This window comes from Winogradskyella endarachnes (assembly GCF_009741275.1).
Taxonomy (GTDB): domain Bacteria; phylum Bacteroidota; class Bacteroidia; order Flavobacteriales; family Flavobacteriaceae; genus Winogradskyella; species Winogradskyella endarachnes.
The window spans coordinates 450936-465684 of the sequence record NZ_WOWS01000001.1 but is presented as its reverse complement, the minus strand read 5'-3'; the positions used below and the strand labels follow the sequence as shown (position 1 = coordinate 465684).

Annotated in this window: 15 protein-coding genes; 8 read left to right on the top strand and 7 right to left on the bottom strand. The window is 30.7% G+C overall.

The window, feature by feature from the left end; all coding sequences use genetic code 11:
- Positions 1–4 precede the first annotated feature (4 nt).
- The 7 genes from GN138_RS02115 to GN138_RS02085 all read right to left on the bottom strand — a co-directional run bounded on the left by GN138_RS02115 (position 5) and on the right by GN138_RS02085 (position 8009).
- On the bottom strand, positions 5–2323 hold the full coding sequence (locus GN138_RS02115) for a TonB-dependent receptor (RefSeq protein WP_157361662.1): 2319 nt from the start codon (positions 2321–2323) through the stop codon (positions 5–7).
- A 376-nt stretch (positions 2324–2699) separates the two neighbouring features.
- The gene (locus tag GN138_RS02110) at positions 2700–3194 is read right to left on the bottom strand and encodes a DUF6787 family protein (RefSeq protein ID WP_157361661.1); all 495 of its coding nucleotides are present in this window, start codon (positions 3192–3194) and stop codon (positions 2700–2702) included.
- Positions 3195–3243: 49 nt separating this feature from the next.
- A complete protein-coding gene (locus tag GN138_RS02105) occupies positions 3244–3681 on the bottom strand; it encodes a DUF6146 family protein (RefSeq protein WP_157361660.1) in 438 nt (145 codons plus the stop codon).
- 213 nt (positions 3682–3894) lie between these two features.
- On the bottom strand, positions 3895–4530 hold the full coding sequence (locus tag GN138_RS02100; RefSeq protein ID WP_157361659.1) for a DUF937 domain-containing protein: 636 nt from the start codon (positions 4528–4530) through the stop codon (positions 3895–3897).
- A gap of 110 nt (positions 4531–4640) precedes the next feature.
- On the bottom strand, positions 4641–5591 hold the full coding sequence (locus GN138_RS02095; RefSeq protein WP_157361658.1) for a D-2-hydroxyacid dehydrogenase: 951 nt from the start codon (positions 5589–5591) through the stop codon (positions 4641–4643).
- A gap of 177 nt (positions 5592–5768) precedes the next feature.
- Positions 5769–6830, bottom strand: a complete 1062-nt coding sequence (serC, locus tag GN138_RS02090) for a 3-phosphoserine/phosphohydroxythreonine transaminase (protein ID WP_157361657.1) — start codon at positions 6828–6830, stop codon at positions 5769–5771.
- A 120-nt stretch (positions 6831–6950) separates the two neighbouring features.
- Positions 6951–8009, bottom strand: a complete 1059-nt coding sequence (locus GN138_RS02085) for an acyl-CoA reductase (protein ID WP_157361656.1) — start codon at positions 8007–8009, stop codon at positions 6951–6953.
- Between the two features lie 169 nt (positions 8010–8178).
- On the opposite strand from GN138_RS02085, the gene GN138_RS02080 reads away from it, so the two are divergent.
- The 8 genes from GN138_RS02080 to GN138_RS02045 all read left to right on the top strand — a co-directional run bounded on the left by GN138_RS02080 (position 8179) and on the right by GN138_RS02045 (position 14723).
- Positions 8179–8535 (top strand): 4Fe-4S dicluster domain-containing protein, encoded by a 357-nt coding sequence (locus GN138_RS02080; RefSeq protein WP_157361655.1) that lies wholly within the window; start codon positions 8179–8181, stop codon positions 8533–8535.
- Positions 8536–8710: 175 nt separating this feature from the next.
- The gene (locus GN138_RS02075) at positions 8711–9040 is read left to right on the top strand and encodes a hypothetical protein (RefSeq protein ID WP_157361654.1); all 330 of its coding nucleotides are present in this window, start codon (positions 8711–8713) and stop codon (positions 9038–9040) included.
- 441 nt (positions 9041–9481) lie between these two features.
- The gene (locus tag GN138_RS02070) at positions 9482–10081 is read left to right on the top strand and encodes a SatD family protein (protein WP_157361653.1); all 600 of its coding nucleotides are present in this window, start codon (positions 9482–9484) and stop codon (positions 10079–10081) included.
- Positions 10078–10794, top strand: a complete 717-nt coding sequence (locus GN138_RS02065; RefSeq protein ID WP_157361652.1) for a DUF3307 domain-containing protein — start codon at positions 10078–10080, stop codon at positions 10792–10794. Before GN138_RS02070 ends, GN138_RS02065 begins: the two co-directional genes overlap by 4 nt.
- Before the next feature lie 58 nt (positions 10795–10852).
- Complete coding sequence (locus GN138_RS02060; RefSeq protein ID WP_157361651.1) at positions 10853–11224, top strand: hypothetical protein; 372 nt, start codon at positions 10853–10855, stop codon at positions 11222–11224.
- Positions 11225–11441: 217 nt separating this feature from the next.
- A complete protein-coding gene (locus GN138_RS02055; RefSeq protein ID WP_157361650.1) occupies positions 11442–12542 on the top strand; it encodes a hypothetical protein in 1101 nt (366 codons plus the stop codon).
- 413 nt (positions 12543–12955) lie between these two features.
- Positions 12956–14050, top strand: coding sequence for a redox-regulated ATPase YchF (ychF, locus tag GN138_RS02050; RefSeq protein ID WP_157361649.1), 1095 nt, complete (start codon positions 12956–12958; stop codon positions 14048–14050).
- Positions 14051–14246: 196 nt separating this feature from the next.
- A complete protein-coding gene (locus tag GN138_RS02045) occupies positions 14247–14723 on the top strand; it encodes an SRPBCC family protein (RefSeq protein WP_317162695.1) in 477 nt (158 codons plus the stop codon).
- Positions 14724–14749 lie beyond the last annotated feature (26 nt).

Sequence of the window (14749 nt, the reverse complement as noted above, 5' to 3'; positions counted from 1 at the left end):
TGTGTTAATAATTAATTTTAATCTTTAAGTTGAAGTTTCTACCTAACTCATCTGCATAATATCTAAGCCTATTTAAATAGTCTCTATATGAGGTGTTAAATATATTTTCTACGTTAAATTCTAATTTTAAATTTCCTTTTTTAAAAGCTTTAAGTTCTATTGAACTATTAAAACTAAATAAGGAATAAGAGGATGGAGTAGAACTAATGTCTACATACACATCTTCTTGTAAAGTTGCATTGTAAGTGTAAAAATTGTAATCTGGATATCTTTTTTGTTGTAATACAGTTTTGTGATTTAAACTAAGTGTTAATTGGTTTAAATCTTCATTTTTATAAGATATACTATTGTAAAAATTAGTTGCAGGCATATTAATTAAGGCAATTTTGTCTGTTTTATTATCTCCTTGGAGAAGACTAATACTACCGTTGTATGTAATCTTTTGACTAATTTTTTTATTGATGTCTAAATCAACACCAAAAATTTGAGCATTGACTTGGTTATATTCCCAAACAGGGAAAGCACCACGAACTGTGGTTGTTATACCTGTAGGAATAAGTTGAATATAATCATTAATGTAATTATAATATGGACTTATTGAAAACCCAAAATTTTCATTATTACGTTCTAATGAAGCAATAAATTTATGTGCTATTTCTTTGTTTAAATCTAGAGAACCTGTTTCAAATCTGGCAGCACCATGATGTAGTCCGTTGCTAAATAATTCCGAAGGATTAGGAACTCGAGAAGCTAAACCATAATTTACGTTAAATGATAAATTGTTATTAAATTGCTTTACATAACTAACATTGGTAGATAGGTTATTAAACGTGCCTTTCCAATCTGCTTCGTCATTTCGTCCTTCAGAATTTATATTTGTGTAGTCATATCTAACACCAGCACTAATCTCTGATGTATCGTTTAAATTGTAACTACCAATAGCATATAAGCCTCCATCATATTTTTCGTAATCTGGGATTAAAGCGCTAGTACCTGTGCCAGAAATAGCATCGTTTTGTTGAAAGCGCAACAATATACCTGTATCAATCTTTAAATTACTAAAATAATCTATCCTTAAATTAGGTTGAAAAGTATTGGTAAATAAGCGTAAATCAATTACAGGTGTATCTGCTAAATCGCCTCGTCTTAAATCAAATTCTTTTCGTCTATTTATTTGCAAATCATATTGTAGGGTTAATTTCCCTAATCCTTTAAAACGTTTATAAGCTTCTATTTTGGCTAAATGATGTAGTATATCTTGTCTTGGATAGTCAATGTCATAAGAAAAATCATCTGCCACTATAGGTTCGTCGCTATTTATTGCGTTTACCAAATCATTAACATTACCAATGTGCGAAGATTTTAAAATCGCTAGTTCATTATGGACCAAGCTATAATAGGCATCAAATCCTTTTTCAAAGCTGTTATAACCAAAATTAAAAGACCCATTTAAATTCTTTAATCCAGAATTTGTTAAGTAATAGTCTGGTGCTTTAAAATCACCAAATTGTTTATAGCTCGCCTGAATTTTTCCGTAATAGCCAGACTCATAAGTTTTAACTAATTCTGAATTAACAATTCCACCACGACCATTAGAATTTAATGCTACAATAGAACTACCAAACAAGCTATCTATTGCTATATATTTTTTAGGTCTAATTAGTATTAATCCTCCTATAGCATCACTTCCATACCTAAGTGTGTTAGCACCTTTTATAACTTCAATTCTGTTACTAGAATTAAGATCAATATTTGGTGCATGCTCATCTCCCCAATCTTGGTCAAACTGTCTCACATTATTGTTAATAATTAACAAACGGCTACTGTGTAAACCATGTATCATTGGCTTTACAATTGTGTTTCCTGTATTTAAAGAAGAAACACCACTGATGGTATTTAGAGCATCTCCTAAAGATTTGTCTGAGTAATTGTCTATAACCGATTTATTTATAGATCGTTCTACGCTTGTACTTTCGGTTTTTAAGTTAGAGTTTACCGTAACCTCATTGAGTTCTTCTAAATGATGTTCTAAGTATATTTTCTTAAACATATCATTTTCAATAAGAAATGAAACTGTTTTAGTTTCACAACCTACATGAGAAATTGTTAAAGTGATGGTGCCGTTGCATAGATTTTCAATCTTAAACTTTCCATCAAAATCAGATACAACATATTTATCAATTTCTTTAATATATATGGTAGCTGAAGAGATGAGTGTTCCGTCATGAAAATCAGATAGCTCTCCTAAAAAAGTAAAAGTACAGTCTTGACTATAGCTAAAACAGGTAAACGCTAAAGCTAGGCCAATAATGAATTGCTTCATTAAATAGATTTTATTTATTAATGTAAATTATTTTGAAGTTACACTGTTTGAGGAGGACCTCTTAAAAATCTAGAAAGTGGTTGATAATTAGTTGAAGAAATATAATATGAAGACAAGTGTTGAGAAACGGTCTTCTTTGTAGTTATTTCAAAATTGCTAATTTCTAAAAATAAATTATGTGTAAGCTTGAATTTATAAAAATTACAGTCAAAATCAGATTCATGAAAATGGGTGTCAGAAGAATCGTCATTGTTACAAACCGTATGTGAGTGATGGCTAAATACATGGTTAAATTTAACGGCAGATGGCAATAATACCGCAAGCATTAGCATAATTGCTAAGCCTTTACATATTGATGATATTACTGTATTAAAATTCAATCTACAAATCGTTTAAGCCCAAATCTTCTAAGCATTTTCTTTTCAAATTCCCAAAAAAACTTGAATTGACCAAAAAGCCATCCAAAGCTTACAAGTAAAATTTGATAAAAAATAAGCCCAATGATAATAAATAAAACCCAATAAACTATAGGGTTTAGGTTTTCTTTAGTAATTCCTAAGAATTTAATAATTGGTCGTCCTACATATAACGAAGATGATCCTGTAATTGCAAAGACCATAAAAACCCTTATCATTTCCCACTTGTAATCTAGAATCCACTTTTTTTCTAATTTTTTAAATATGAAAAGTGTTACTTTTAAAAGTAGATAAAAAATAATAATAGCAATTAAAATTACTAGTAGTAAATTGTATTTTTTTAAAAAAGCATTAGATATTTTAAAACCGGAATACCCTAATATTAATATACCAAAAAAGGGAAATAACAACTGCCAATTGTGTTGTATTTCCCATTGTTTTTTAAATTTATCCATAGCATAATTGTTATGCTACAAAATTAATAAAATAAGCTGTCTTTCTATTCTAAATTCGAGGTCTAAAAGAAGATAATCGTTGGTTGTGTTTTATTTGAAAGTAAACAAAGTAGTTATATAATTTATAATTAACCTCGTAACCATAATCTGTAGTTGTGTCGTAGTCTATACGTAATTCATAAAGATTTGGGTCGTATTGACCAGGTTGAAGATTTCTTTGATTCCAAGATTGTACCAATATTGCATTTCTACTTTCTAGCCAATCTTGCGAATAATAACCTTCTGGTCTTGCTGTAGACACTAACCATGCGTTAAAACCTGGTTCTATAATTATAATTTCGTAATCATTTTCATCGCTATTAATTACAACGGTATCATTAGCTACTAAACTATCCGTATTTGAGTTGTCTACAACTGGATCTGTGTTGTAAGATTTACAGCTCGCTATTAAAATTAGAATAATAAAAAATGGGATAAGCTTTTTCATAAGATTAAAGGTATTAAAAAATTGTTAGTCTGTTTTGCTTTTTAAGTTGATTTAACACTTTAAAGAAACAAGGAATGTAAACTAATAACAACCTATAATAAGTAAACACAGCTTTACAATGGGGTAACTCACCATTTTAATTAGTTAGGTTTGTATGAAACAAAAAAAGCAGCTCATTAGTAGCTGCTTTAATTTTATATACGGTAAGAATTTTTATTTTCCGAATAAACCTCCTAAAAGACCTCCAATTCCTCCAGAGCTTTTGCTTCCGCCTAAAACCATACCTGCTACATCATCAATTACACTACCATCTCCATCAGAATCTAATATTTTTTCTAAGAAACTTTGCTCATTTGCAGTTTCATTACCTCCAAGTAAACCTCCTAAAAGTCCGGTAATTCCATTTTGGTCAGTTACATTATTTTGGCTAGCTTGTTTACCTAAAACACCCATTAAAATTGGTGCAGCTACTTTTAAAATATTTCCAACTGATCCTGCATCTAAACCAGCTTTTTGACCAATAACTTGCTCAACACCTTGTTGCTTACTTCCTAAAACATGGTTAAGAATTTTAGAACCATCGTTAGTTACTTCTTCATCAACTCCACCACCAAATAAACCACCAAGGTTATCTAAGATACTTCCGTTATGCTTTCCGCTTAAAGCACCCATTAATCCTGCCGCACCTTCTGGAGTAGAAGCATTACGTTCCATTGCTTTCATAAGTACTGGTAAAGCCATAGTTAATACGCTACTTGTTTTACCTGTATCTGTTCCTGTTGATCCAGAAACACCGCTTATTATTGTTTTTCCTAAGTCACTGTTTAATAAATCTAAAATTCCTGCCATTTTGTTGTATATGTTTTAAGTTAAAAATAGTTTCAGTTTTAAAGGTACAAAAAAAAAGTCCCACATTAAGTAGGACTCATTTTTTATGGATTGGTCACATTTATATATGATTAGCCAAGTATACTAATAATTTGTTCAGCTAATTCCACACCAATTCTATCTTGAGCTTCATTAGTTGCAGCACCTGTATGAGGTGTTAGTGATAATGCAGAGTTCATTAATAATTGAATTTCTGGTTTTGGTTCTTTTTCAAAAACATCTAGAGCTGCTCTTGCTACTTTTCCGCTTTCTATAGCTTTAACAAGTGCAACTTCGTTAACCACACCACCACGTGCAGCATTAGCTATAATTACACCATCTTTCATTTGTTTAAACTCAGCTTCATCAATAACATAGTCTTTTTGAGCTGGTACATGTAATGTTAAAAAGTCTGCTTGTTTTAAAACCTCTTCCTTAGAAATTGTTTTAATTTCAAAATTTACGTTTTGGCCATCAAAGAATTCTAATTGTAAATCTGCTTTTTCTATAAATGGGTCAAAAGCAACCACTTTCATTCCTGCTCCTAAAGCTACTTTTGCTGTGGCCTGGCCAATACGTCCAAAACCTAATACTCCTAAAGTTTTGCCTTTTAATTCTGTTCCCTTTGCGTAGGCTTTCTTTAAACCTTTGAAATTAGCGTCGCCTTCTAATGGCATATCTCTATTAGAGTTATGTAAGAAACGTGCTAAACCGTAAAAGTGACCAAATACTAATTCTGCAACAGAATGCGATGATGCAGCTGGTGTGTTAATTACACTTAATCCTTTTTCGCGTGCGTATTCTACATCAATATTATCCATACCTACACCACCACGACCAATGATTTTAAGGCTAGGGCAGTTGTCAATTAAATCTTTTCTTACCGTTGTTGCGCTTCTTACTAATAATACCGAAATTTCATTTGTATTGATGTAATTTTCTAATTGTTCTTGGGCAACTGTTGTTGTTATAACTTCGTAACCAGCAGCTTCTAAGGCATCAATACCACTTTGAGAAACTCCGTCGTTTGCTAATACTTTCATGTTTGTTTATTCGTTTAAAAGTGTGAAGGTTTAAAAGTTTTTAACTTGGAGACTTCAACTTTAAATTATAATTATTTTTTAATTTTTAATAAGCAACCGTAAACTGCAACAAAATACTGCTTCGTTTTTAGGGCCAAGTAAATACTGTAATCTGTCTACTGAATACTGCCTACTATTTTAAGCTTTACTTTCTAATTCACTCATAACTTCCACAAGGGCTTTAACACTATCTAAAGATAAGGCGTTATACATTGAAGCTCTGTAGCCACCAACGCTTCTGTGGCCATTAATGCCATTAATACCAGCTTCTACACACATGGCGTCAAATGTTTCTTTTAGATTTTCATTTTCTAGGGTGAAGGTCGCATTCATGTTAGAACGGTCTTCTTTTGCAGCATATCCTTTAAATAATGGATTTAAATCAATTTCAGAATAAATTAAACTTGCTTTTTTCTCATTAATCTCTTCAATAGCCTTAATACCACCTAAATCTTTTAACCACTGCATTGTAAGCATGGATACGTAAACTGCAAACACAGGAGGCGTATTAAACATACTGCCTTTACTGATGTGTACCTTATAGTCCATCATTGATGGAATTTTACGAGATACTTTTCCTAAAATATCTTCTTTAATAACTACTAAAGTTGTACCTGCTGGTCCCATATTTTTTTGAGCACCTGCGTAAATTAAATCAAATTGCGTAAAATCTAACTGACGTGAAAAAATATCGCTACTCATATCACAAACCATAGGAATTGGTGAGTTTGGGAAACTCTTCATTTGTGTTCCAAAAATGGTATTATTAGATGTACAGTGAAAATAATCGTAATCTTCTGGGATATCATATCCTTTTGGGATGTAATTAAAGTTAGCGCTTTTAGAAGTGCCAACTTCATAAATATCATCGTATATCTTAGCTTCTTTTATAGATTTATCTGCCCAAGTACCAGAATTTAAATATCCAGCTCTTTTTTCTAATAAATTTAAAGCTACCATTAAAAATTGTGTGCTTGCGCCTCCTTGTAAAAATAAAGCTTTATAGCCTTTTCCTTCTAAACCTAATAATTCTAATGCCAAGGATCTAGCATTTTCCATAACATCTACAAAAGGTTTACTACGATGCGAAATTTCTAAAAGCGATAAGCCGTCGTCAAAGTTTAAAACTGCTGCTGCTGCTTGTTCCATTACCGATTTTGGTAATACACATGGTCCTGCACTAAAATTATGTTTCTTCATTTATTCTTAGTTTATATTTCAGAAAATTTCAACATTTCTGAGTTTTTAAATAATAGTTAAACAGATACAAAGGTGGCACTTATTTGATTAAATACTGTTATTAAAATGATAATTTTTAAGTCATATTTCTAATAAAAATTCAATGGTATCTACATTGTCTGCATAATCATATAACTCAGGATTTTGTGTTTTTCCGAATGGAATTTCGGTATCTAAAAAATCTTGAGAAACAACACATTGTATCTTGTCTGATTCTGCACTTATTTTTTGTTTAAGTTCTTCTGTGGAATTGTAAAATTCATAAAATAACGTAGCAATAGGAGAGGCGTAGCTTTGGTCTTCCTTTATCATAAGAAATCCGTTTTCTAGCATATCAAATTCGCTCATTAAATAAACCGCTTTGTTATAATCGTAATTGTTGGCGTATTTAGTTTCGTTTATAATAGGATGCCATTTATAAACGGCTTTAAAAAGGGGTTGAAAATCATAATCCTTTGGCACAAATAACTTAGATACGTTTCTGCAGCCTAAACCATAATATCTAAAAATATCATCAGATAAATTTTCTAATTGCTCAGTGGATTCGTTTCCTGTTAAAACGGCCACTGAATTTCTGTTTTTTCTAATTATGGAGGGTTTATTTTTAAAATAGTATTCAAAATAACGTGCAGTATTATCACTTCCTGTGGCAATAACAGCATCGAAACCTTCTAGTTTTTCTTCTGTAAATTTAATTTTCCCTTTAAAATCTGGTTCTACAATTTCTAGATATTTCGCTAAAAAAGGTAATAAGTGCATATCGTTAGAAGATTGTTTAACCAGTACATTATGACCAGAAATAAGTACGCATAGAAAATCATGAAAACCAACTAGAGGAATATTTCCTGCCATGATTACTGCAACTGTTTGTGGATTTACATTATTAAAATTGTATTTGCTTAACCAATTTGATATATTGTTTTCTTTTAGGGCTTTAGACCAATTTAATAAGGTGAATTCAATATTTTTTTTAGAAAACCAACCATTAGATTCTTGTGCTAATTTTATTTGATGCTTAAAGCCGTCAAAAAATAAATCGTTGGCTTCAACTTTATTGTTTTTAACAGGTTCATTGTTCTGAAATTGTTGTAAAAAACCACCCAATTTTATAAATGCGTTAATTCTTTGTTGTAAATCCATATATGGTTTGGTTAAACGATGTTTTGGCTTTATTTTTGCATTTGCAAAATTACGCAATCCATTTGAGCGAGAAAAAGTTTGTTGTAAAATATGGTTTAAATTTTGCGGATTCAATCTGACATTTAATTAAAATAAACAAACAGATTAAAAAAAGAAAAAGAAAAATATTATGGCAATAATAATCACAGACGAATGTATTAATTGTGGCGCATGCGAGCCAGAATGTCCAAATACTGCTATCTATGAAGGTGCTGATGATTGGCGTTATTCTGATGGTACTAGTCTATCTGGAAAAATTGTTTTACCAGATGGTAAAGAAGTAGATGCAGATGAAACACAAGAACCTATTGATGATGAAGTCTATTACATTGCACCAGATAAGTGTACGGAGTGTATGGGTTTTCATGAGGAGCCGCAATGTGCAGCAGTTTGCCCTGTAGATTGTTGTATACCAGATGATGCACATGTGGAAACAGAAGAAGAGCTTTTAGCAAAACAACGTTTTATGCATCCAGATGGTCATTAATTGAGTTTTATATAAAATTGAATAAGAAATCCTAAGTCTAGTGCTTGGGATTTTTTTTAATGATAACAATGTAATCTATGACTAATACATAGGTAAAGTCTATTTTACTAACATCTTATTTAAATTATTAAGTAATTGAAAATATAATAAATTAAAAGCAACAATTAATAATAATATGGAGCAATCAGAATTCTTAGAAAAACATATATTTAAAGGCTTAACTAATATTAATGATGGGTTTGATTCTGATGACATTCAGTACTTTACGGAAGCTGATTTTGAAATTGTATTACAACGTGTAGAGCATTTTGGTATTAGCGTTTATGGTATAGAATCTTGGTTAAATGGCGAAATGTTTGATGTTTATAGTCATGATGCTTATAGAAAGAAAGCTACTGACCCAAGATGGTACAATAAAGCATTTTCAGAATTTAAAAAACGCCAAGAAGGTTTGGCATATGCGGCAAGTTATAAGGTTTCTAAAAAATTTTTAGAGCGAGAATAATATAGCATTTAGTTTGTACATATTTCAATTATAAATCTTCAGTGTTTAACTCAAATTTTTTGTATTTTTTTGTTAAAATATTGATTTTTAGTTAATTAAGGTGTTTTTACGCATTGCTTTTAGTTTATTTTTTGTAAATTTAGCTGGTTGTATATTTGTTAACTGTATGTAACAGTTGATTTTATTGTTTGTGAATTCTAATAAAGGGTGGAAGATTGTTAGTGGTCATTATTCGCCTTTAAAAATAAAAATAACAGATTGCTAATAGAAGTTGCTGTTTTCCCTTAATTTAATATTTAAATCCTGAGTCTCTAGCTTGGGATTTTTTTCTTCATTTTTTAATTATCTGCTCTAAAGCCGATATTTGAAATTATCGGATAATAAGCCGATAAAGTTGTGTATTGGCTAAAAAACCGATATATTTGTGTAAAACCCAGAAAAATGATAGCAGTAATAACAGGAGATATAATCAACTCTAGAGAGATAGACGTAAAGCGTTGGTTAGCACCTCTAAAAAAAACGCTTAATTATTATGGTAACGAACCTAAAAATTGGGAGATATTTAGAGGTGATAGTTTTCAGCTTTTAATAGAACCACAAAAAGCATTACTTGCAGCTATGCATATTAAAGCAACAATTAAGCAATTAAAATCACAAGATGTTAGAATGGCTATTGGTATAGGCGATGAAAGCTATGAATCTAACAAAATAACAGAATCTAATGGGTCTGCATACATAATGTCTGGTGATTGTTTTGAAGCACTTAAAAAGCAAACTTTAGCCATAAAGACAACGGACCAAAATTTCAGTGAATCTATAAATATTATGCTTAGTTTAGCATTATTAACTGCTAATAATTGGAGTAGTACAGTTGCTAAAGTAATAACAACAACTTTAGAGCATTCCGATAAAAAACAAGAAGATTTGGCGCAATTATTAAATAAATCACAGAGTAGTATTAGTGAAGCTCTAAAAAGAGGAGGCTTTGAAGAGATAATGACTATGAATAATTTTTATAAAGCAAAAATCTCTCAAATATGATACTCTTATTTACAAAATTTTTAATCGCTCACATCATTGGAGACTTTGTTTTGCAACCAGATAGTTGGGTAAAAAATAAAAAAGCTAAAAAGCATAAATCAAAATACTTATACTTTCATGGTTTAGTACATTTTATGGCATTATTAGTTTTGTTTCAATTCAATTGGTCGTTTTTACCATATTTTTTGATAATAGTTATCAGTCATTTAGTAATTGATATTGTTAAAATAAATCTCGAAGAAAAAGTTAATACCAGATGGTTGTTTTTTATAGATCAAATACTTCATGTATTAATTATAAGTGCAATAGTTTATTTTAAAGCGCCTTATAAATTGGATTTTGAAAAACTATATTCTAAAGAAGTACTTCTATTACTACTTGCACTGTTAATAATTACTTCTGTATCTTCCATAATTATGAAAATGTTAATGGGAACATGGAGTTTAGAAGAAGATAATTCTGAAGACTCATTAGAAAGCGCAGGTAAATACATTGGTATCTTAGAGCGTTTATTTGTATTTAGTTTTATTTTGCTAAATCAGTGGAGTGCTATTGGGTTACTCATTGCTGCAAAATCCGTATTTAGATTTGGCGATTTGTCTAGAGCAAAAGATAGAAAGCTTACCGAGTATATGCTTATAGGTACATTAATAAGCTTTGGTATGGCTATATTTATAGGTCTGTTGTACAAATATGCAATAACTTTAGTCTAGATTTAAATAATCAAAAAACATTTAAAACAGAGTAAAACCAGTTTAAATAATAAAATCAATGACCTACCAAGATGTTTTTAACGAATTCTGGGAACAAGTAAAAGAAAGTGTAGAAGCTAAAACGTTTGCAAAATTAACCATGGCAAAAACCATTGGTAAGCCTGAGTTAAAAAATATTTTCTTAAGACCAATATATTCTGAGGATGAGTTTAAGGTGTCTCTTAAATATAGCTTTAGGCCAAGAGAAACCGAAGATATAGAAGAAGAAATGACTTTAGAAGACGCTTTACCTATTGTAAAGCAACATTTAAAATCCTCTTTTTTATCTGTACTATTATTTACTACGGAAAAGGATGTAGTTTTTAAAGTGAATAAAAAAGGTATTGGTAGTATTACTGAGAACTATCCTACTTTTAAGAATGTGAGTTAACTACAGAAAAATATAAAATAGATTACGAAATATTATATTAAATCCTAAGTCTTTGGCTTGGAATTTTTCTTGTTAAAATACATAGATTTACGTATTGAATTTCTGTTTTGAAAAGGGTAACTTCGATTACATGTGCTGAACTTGCTTCAGTATCGTCTGATATAAGTCATTAAAACGGACTCATATCATTAAAGTTAGTCACCATAAAATTTAAAAAATGAGAATAACAATCATTTTAATTATTATGACAATTCAAGTAGGTTGTAAAAACCGTAATGAGACGAATATTAAGTCTGAAAATTCTACAATCACTGAATTCACGACATGCAAATACAATAATGAAGCAATTACTAAATATCACATTCTAACTAATAAAGCTGAAATTGCAATTTGTGATGGTGATTTCGATAGAGCATCCAAAAATTATTCATTGGCATTTAGAGAAATCAAAAAACCTTTTGGACATGATGTTTATAATGCCGCACTTTCAAATCAACTCTCTAATAATTTAGATGAAAGAAATTTAAATATTCAACTACTTATAAATAATTCTGATGATTTAAGTTTGCTAAAGTCAATTTTTGTCAACACATATATAGATGAAAACCTCTGGAATTCTTTTATCGAAAAAAGAACGACTGAATATGACACAAGATTAAGAAATGAATTTAAATCAATTTGGGAAAGAGATCAATTGTTCAGACCAATGTACGATACTCATGATGACACTATTCAAGCTAATCGAATAATAAATATGAACAGGATACTTTCAATAACTGATTCTGTTGGCTTCCCTTCTCAGATAGAGCTCGGTTATAGAAAATCCTTAAGAGGGCAAAATCATGATGTGGTTTTAGTTCATACATCTCAAAGAAGAAGCAACAATAAAAACATTATTGATCTTGAACCAATTCTTTGCAAGGCAGTAAATGAGGGACGATTTGATCCTGAACAGGCAATCTCTTACCTGCATTTCCAAAATGATAAAGATAAAGGTAATTTTGAGGTTTACTCAACTTGGCAATATAGACATCACTTGTTGCCAGATTCTCTAAATAACAAAATATGGCTTCGGAATTTGAATAAGGAAAATTATGAACGTGCTAATGAAATAAGAAAAAAATGGAACGCTGATCAATTAGATGACATTGCAACGAAATCTGATTTTAATTCAAAAAGTAACATACCGTTCATATTTACATCAGTTATGACATTCATTGAAAATATGCCAACAGATCTTACTCTAGAAGAGGCTTTAGAACAATATAAAATGACTACTTCAGATAAAAGACCATTTGAAAAGTCAAAAACACGGTGACTAACAATGTATATAAAACATAGCTATTATAAGATTTGCGAGAGGTTTATGTGTATTTACGAAGACTGCCAAATTTTTAAATTTGGTTTTTTGGAAATTTAAGATAAAAAGAAAAATTTAAAAATTCGGCTCGTTTATAATCCGAAACGAAAGTGTTTTTTAACACGCTACGTTTCAAATACGGAAACGATAAGCGCAATCCAAAAATCGCATTTCAATTATTCTTAAATCTTTTAAATAACCATTATACTACATGTCTATTTTAGAACCGATGTTTTAATAAAAAATATTACAAAATTTAGTTTCACTTCAGGAACCACTTCTTTAGGTTATAAATATTTTTTCATTTCGTTTTTAAGAACTTTATAATGAAAAAAAATCATGTACTTTTGCAAACGCAAAAATAATATTCAATGAAAGCTGGAATTGTAGGATTACCAAACGTAGGAAAGTCAACCTTATTTAACTGTTTATCTAACGCTAAAGCACAGAGTGCAAACTTTCCGTTTTGTACTATAGAGCCTAATATTGGTGTGGTAAATGTGCCAGACCCAAGATTAGAGAAATTAGAAGAACTAGTGAGTCCAGAGCGTGTAATACCTGCAACGGTGGAGATTGTAGATATTGCCGGTTTGGTAAAAGGTGCTTCTAAAGGAGAAGGATTAGGAAATCAGTTTTTAGCAAACATTAGAGAAACAGATGCCATTTTGCATGTATTGCGTTGTTTTGATAACGAGAACATTGTACACGTTGATGGTTCTGTAGATCCTATTAGAGATAAGGAAACTATTGATATGGAACTGCAGTTAAAAGACTTAGAAACTGTAGAAAAGAAATTAGATAAAGTAAAGCGTGCTGCCAAAACTGGTAATAAAGAAGCACAGAAAGAAGAGGCTATACTTTTAAAAATTAAAGAAAACATAGAAGCTGGTATTTCAGTTAGAGCTATTGAGTTTTCTGAAGAAGACTACCAAGATTACGTAAAGCCATCTCAGTTCATTACAGACAAGCCTGTATTGTATGTTTGTAATGTAGATGAAGGTGCTGCAACAACTGGTAATGCTTATGTAGATAAAGTAAGAGATGCTGTTAAAAATGAAAATGCAGAAGTCTTAGTGTTAGCTGTAGGCACAGAAGCAGATATTAATGAGTTAGACGACTATGAAGAGCGCCAAATGTTCTTAGCAGATATAGGATTAGAAGAACCAGGTTCGGCAAAGTTAATTCGCTCGGCTTACAAACTTTTAAATCAGCAAACGTATTTCACAGCTGGTGTAAAAGAGGTTAGAGCTTGGACGGTTAATGTAGGAGCAACTGGTCCGCAAGCAGCAGGTGTGATTCACACCGATTTTGAAAAAGGTTTTATTAGAGCAGAAGTTATTTCTTACAACGATTATGTAGAATACGGAAGTGAAGCTAAAGTAAAAGAAGCTGGTAAAATGAGAGTAGAAGGGAAGAATTACATTGTTAAGGATGGTGATGTGATGCACTTTTTGTTTAATGTTTAAGTAGCCTTTGGCTTTTAGGTGTTAGCTCTTGGCTTAGCTTGTTTTTGTGTAGGGTTCTTGGATTTTTAGTTTCAAAGTTTCAAAGGCTCAAAGTTTTAAAGTTATAGAGACTTAAAGACTTAAAGATTTTTGATTTCTTATTATTTGTTATTGAGTTGAATTTTTTTTCAACATTTCAACATTAAAACCTATAAAAGTGCCCAAAATCGAAATCAAAACCCTAATAAAAGCAGACCTGAAAACCTGTTTTGATTTAGCACGTAGTATTGATTTTCATAAGGAATCTATGTCAGATTTTAAGGAGAGAGCTGTGGCAGGTAAAACATCTGGTTTAATAGAGCTAGGTGAATGGGTAACTTGGGAGGCGAAGCACTTTGGTGTTACGCAACAATTGACTTCAAAGATCACAGCATTTGAAAGTCCAACTTATTTTGTAGATGAGATGGTTTCTGGTGCTTTTAAAAGTTTTAAGCACGAGCATATTTTTCAGATTAAAAATGAACAAACACTAATGATTGATAAGTTTCATTTTGTGTCGCCATTTGGATTTATGGGTAAATTAGCTAATGTACTTTTTCTAAAACAGTATATGCATAATTTATTACAAACAAGAAATCAGTTATTAAAACACCAAGCTGAAACTATGTTTTACTTTGAACGTCGTAATTCTTAAATCTTTTCATTTTTTCTTTAATAGCA

Bases quoted from the DNA above. Each gene is read 5' to 3' on its own strand.
- GN138_RS02095 (WP_157361658.1), bottom strand. From the start codon at position 5,591: ATGAAAGTATTAGCAAACGACGGAGTTTCTCAAAGTGGTATTGATGCC.
- GN138_RS02055 (WP_157361650.1), top strand. From the start codon at position 11,442: ATGAGAATAACAATCATTTTAATTATTATGACAATTCAAGTAGGTTGT.
- GN138_RS02065 (WP_157361652.1), top strand. From the start codon at position 10,078: ATGATACTCTTATTTACAAAATTTTTAATCGCTCACATCATTGGAGAC.
- GN138_RS02070 (WP_157361653.1), top strand. From the start codon at position 9,482: ATGATAGCAGTAATAACAGGAGATATAATCAACTCTAGAGAGATAGAC.
- GN138_RS02110 (WP_157361661.1), bottom strand. From the start codon at position 3,194: ATGGATAAATTTAAAAAACAATGGGAAATACAACACAATTGGCAGTTG.
- ychF (WP_157361649.1), top strand. From the start codon at position 12,956: ATGAAAGCTGGAATTGTAGGATTACCAAACGTAGGAAAGTCAACCTTA.
- GN138_RS02075 (WP_157361654.1), top strand. From the start codon at position 8,711: ATGGAGCAATCAGAATTCTTAGAAAAACATATATTTAAAGGCTTAACT.
- GN138_RS02085 (WP_157361656.1), bottom strand. From the start codon at position 8,009: ATGGATTTACAACAAAGAATTAACGCATTTATAAAATTGGGTGGTTTT.
- serC (WP_157361657.1), bottom strand. From the start codon at position 6,830: ATGAAGAAACATAATTTTAGTGCAGGACCATGTGTATTACCAAAATCG.
- GN138_RS02100 (WP_157361659.1), bottom strand. From the start codon at position 4,530: ATGGCAGGAATTTTAGATTTATTAAACAGTGACTTAGGAAAAACAATA.
- GN138_RS02105 (WP_157361660.1), bottom strand. From the start codon at position 3,681: ATGAAAAAGCTTATCCCATTTTTTATTATTCTAATTTTAATAGCGAGC.
- GN138_RS02060 (WP_157361651.1), top strand. From the start codon at position 10,853: ATGACCTACCAAGATGTTTTTAACGAATTCTGGGAACAAGTAAAAGAA.
- GN138_RS02080 (WP_157361655.1), top strand. From the start codon at position 8,179: ATGGCAATAATAATCACAGACGAATGTATTAATTGTGGCGCATGCGAG.
- GN138_RS02115 (WP_157361662.1), bottom strand. From the start codon at position 2,323: ATGAAGCAATTCATTATTGGCCTAGCTTTAGCGTTTACCTGTTTTAGC.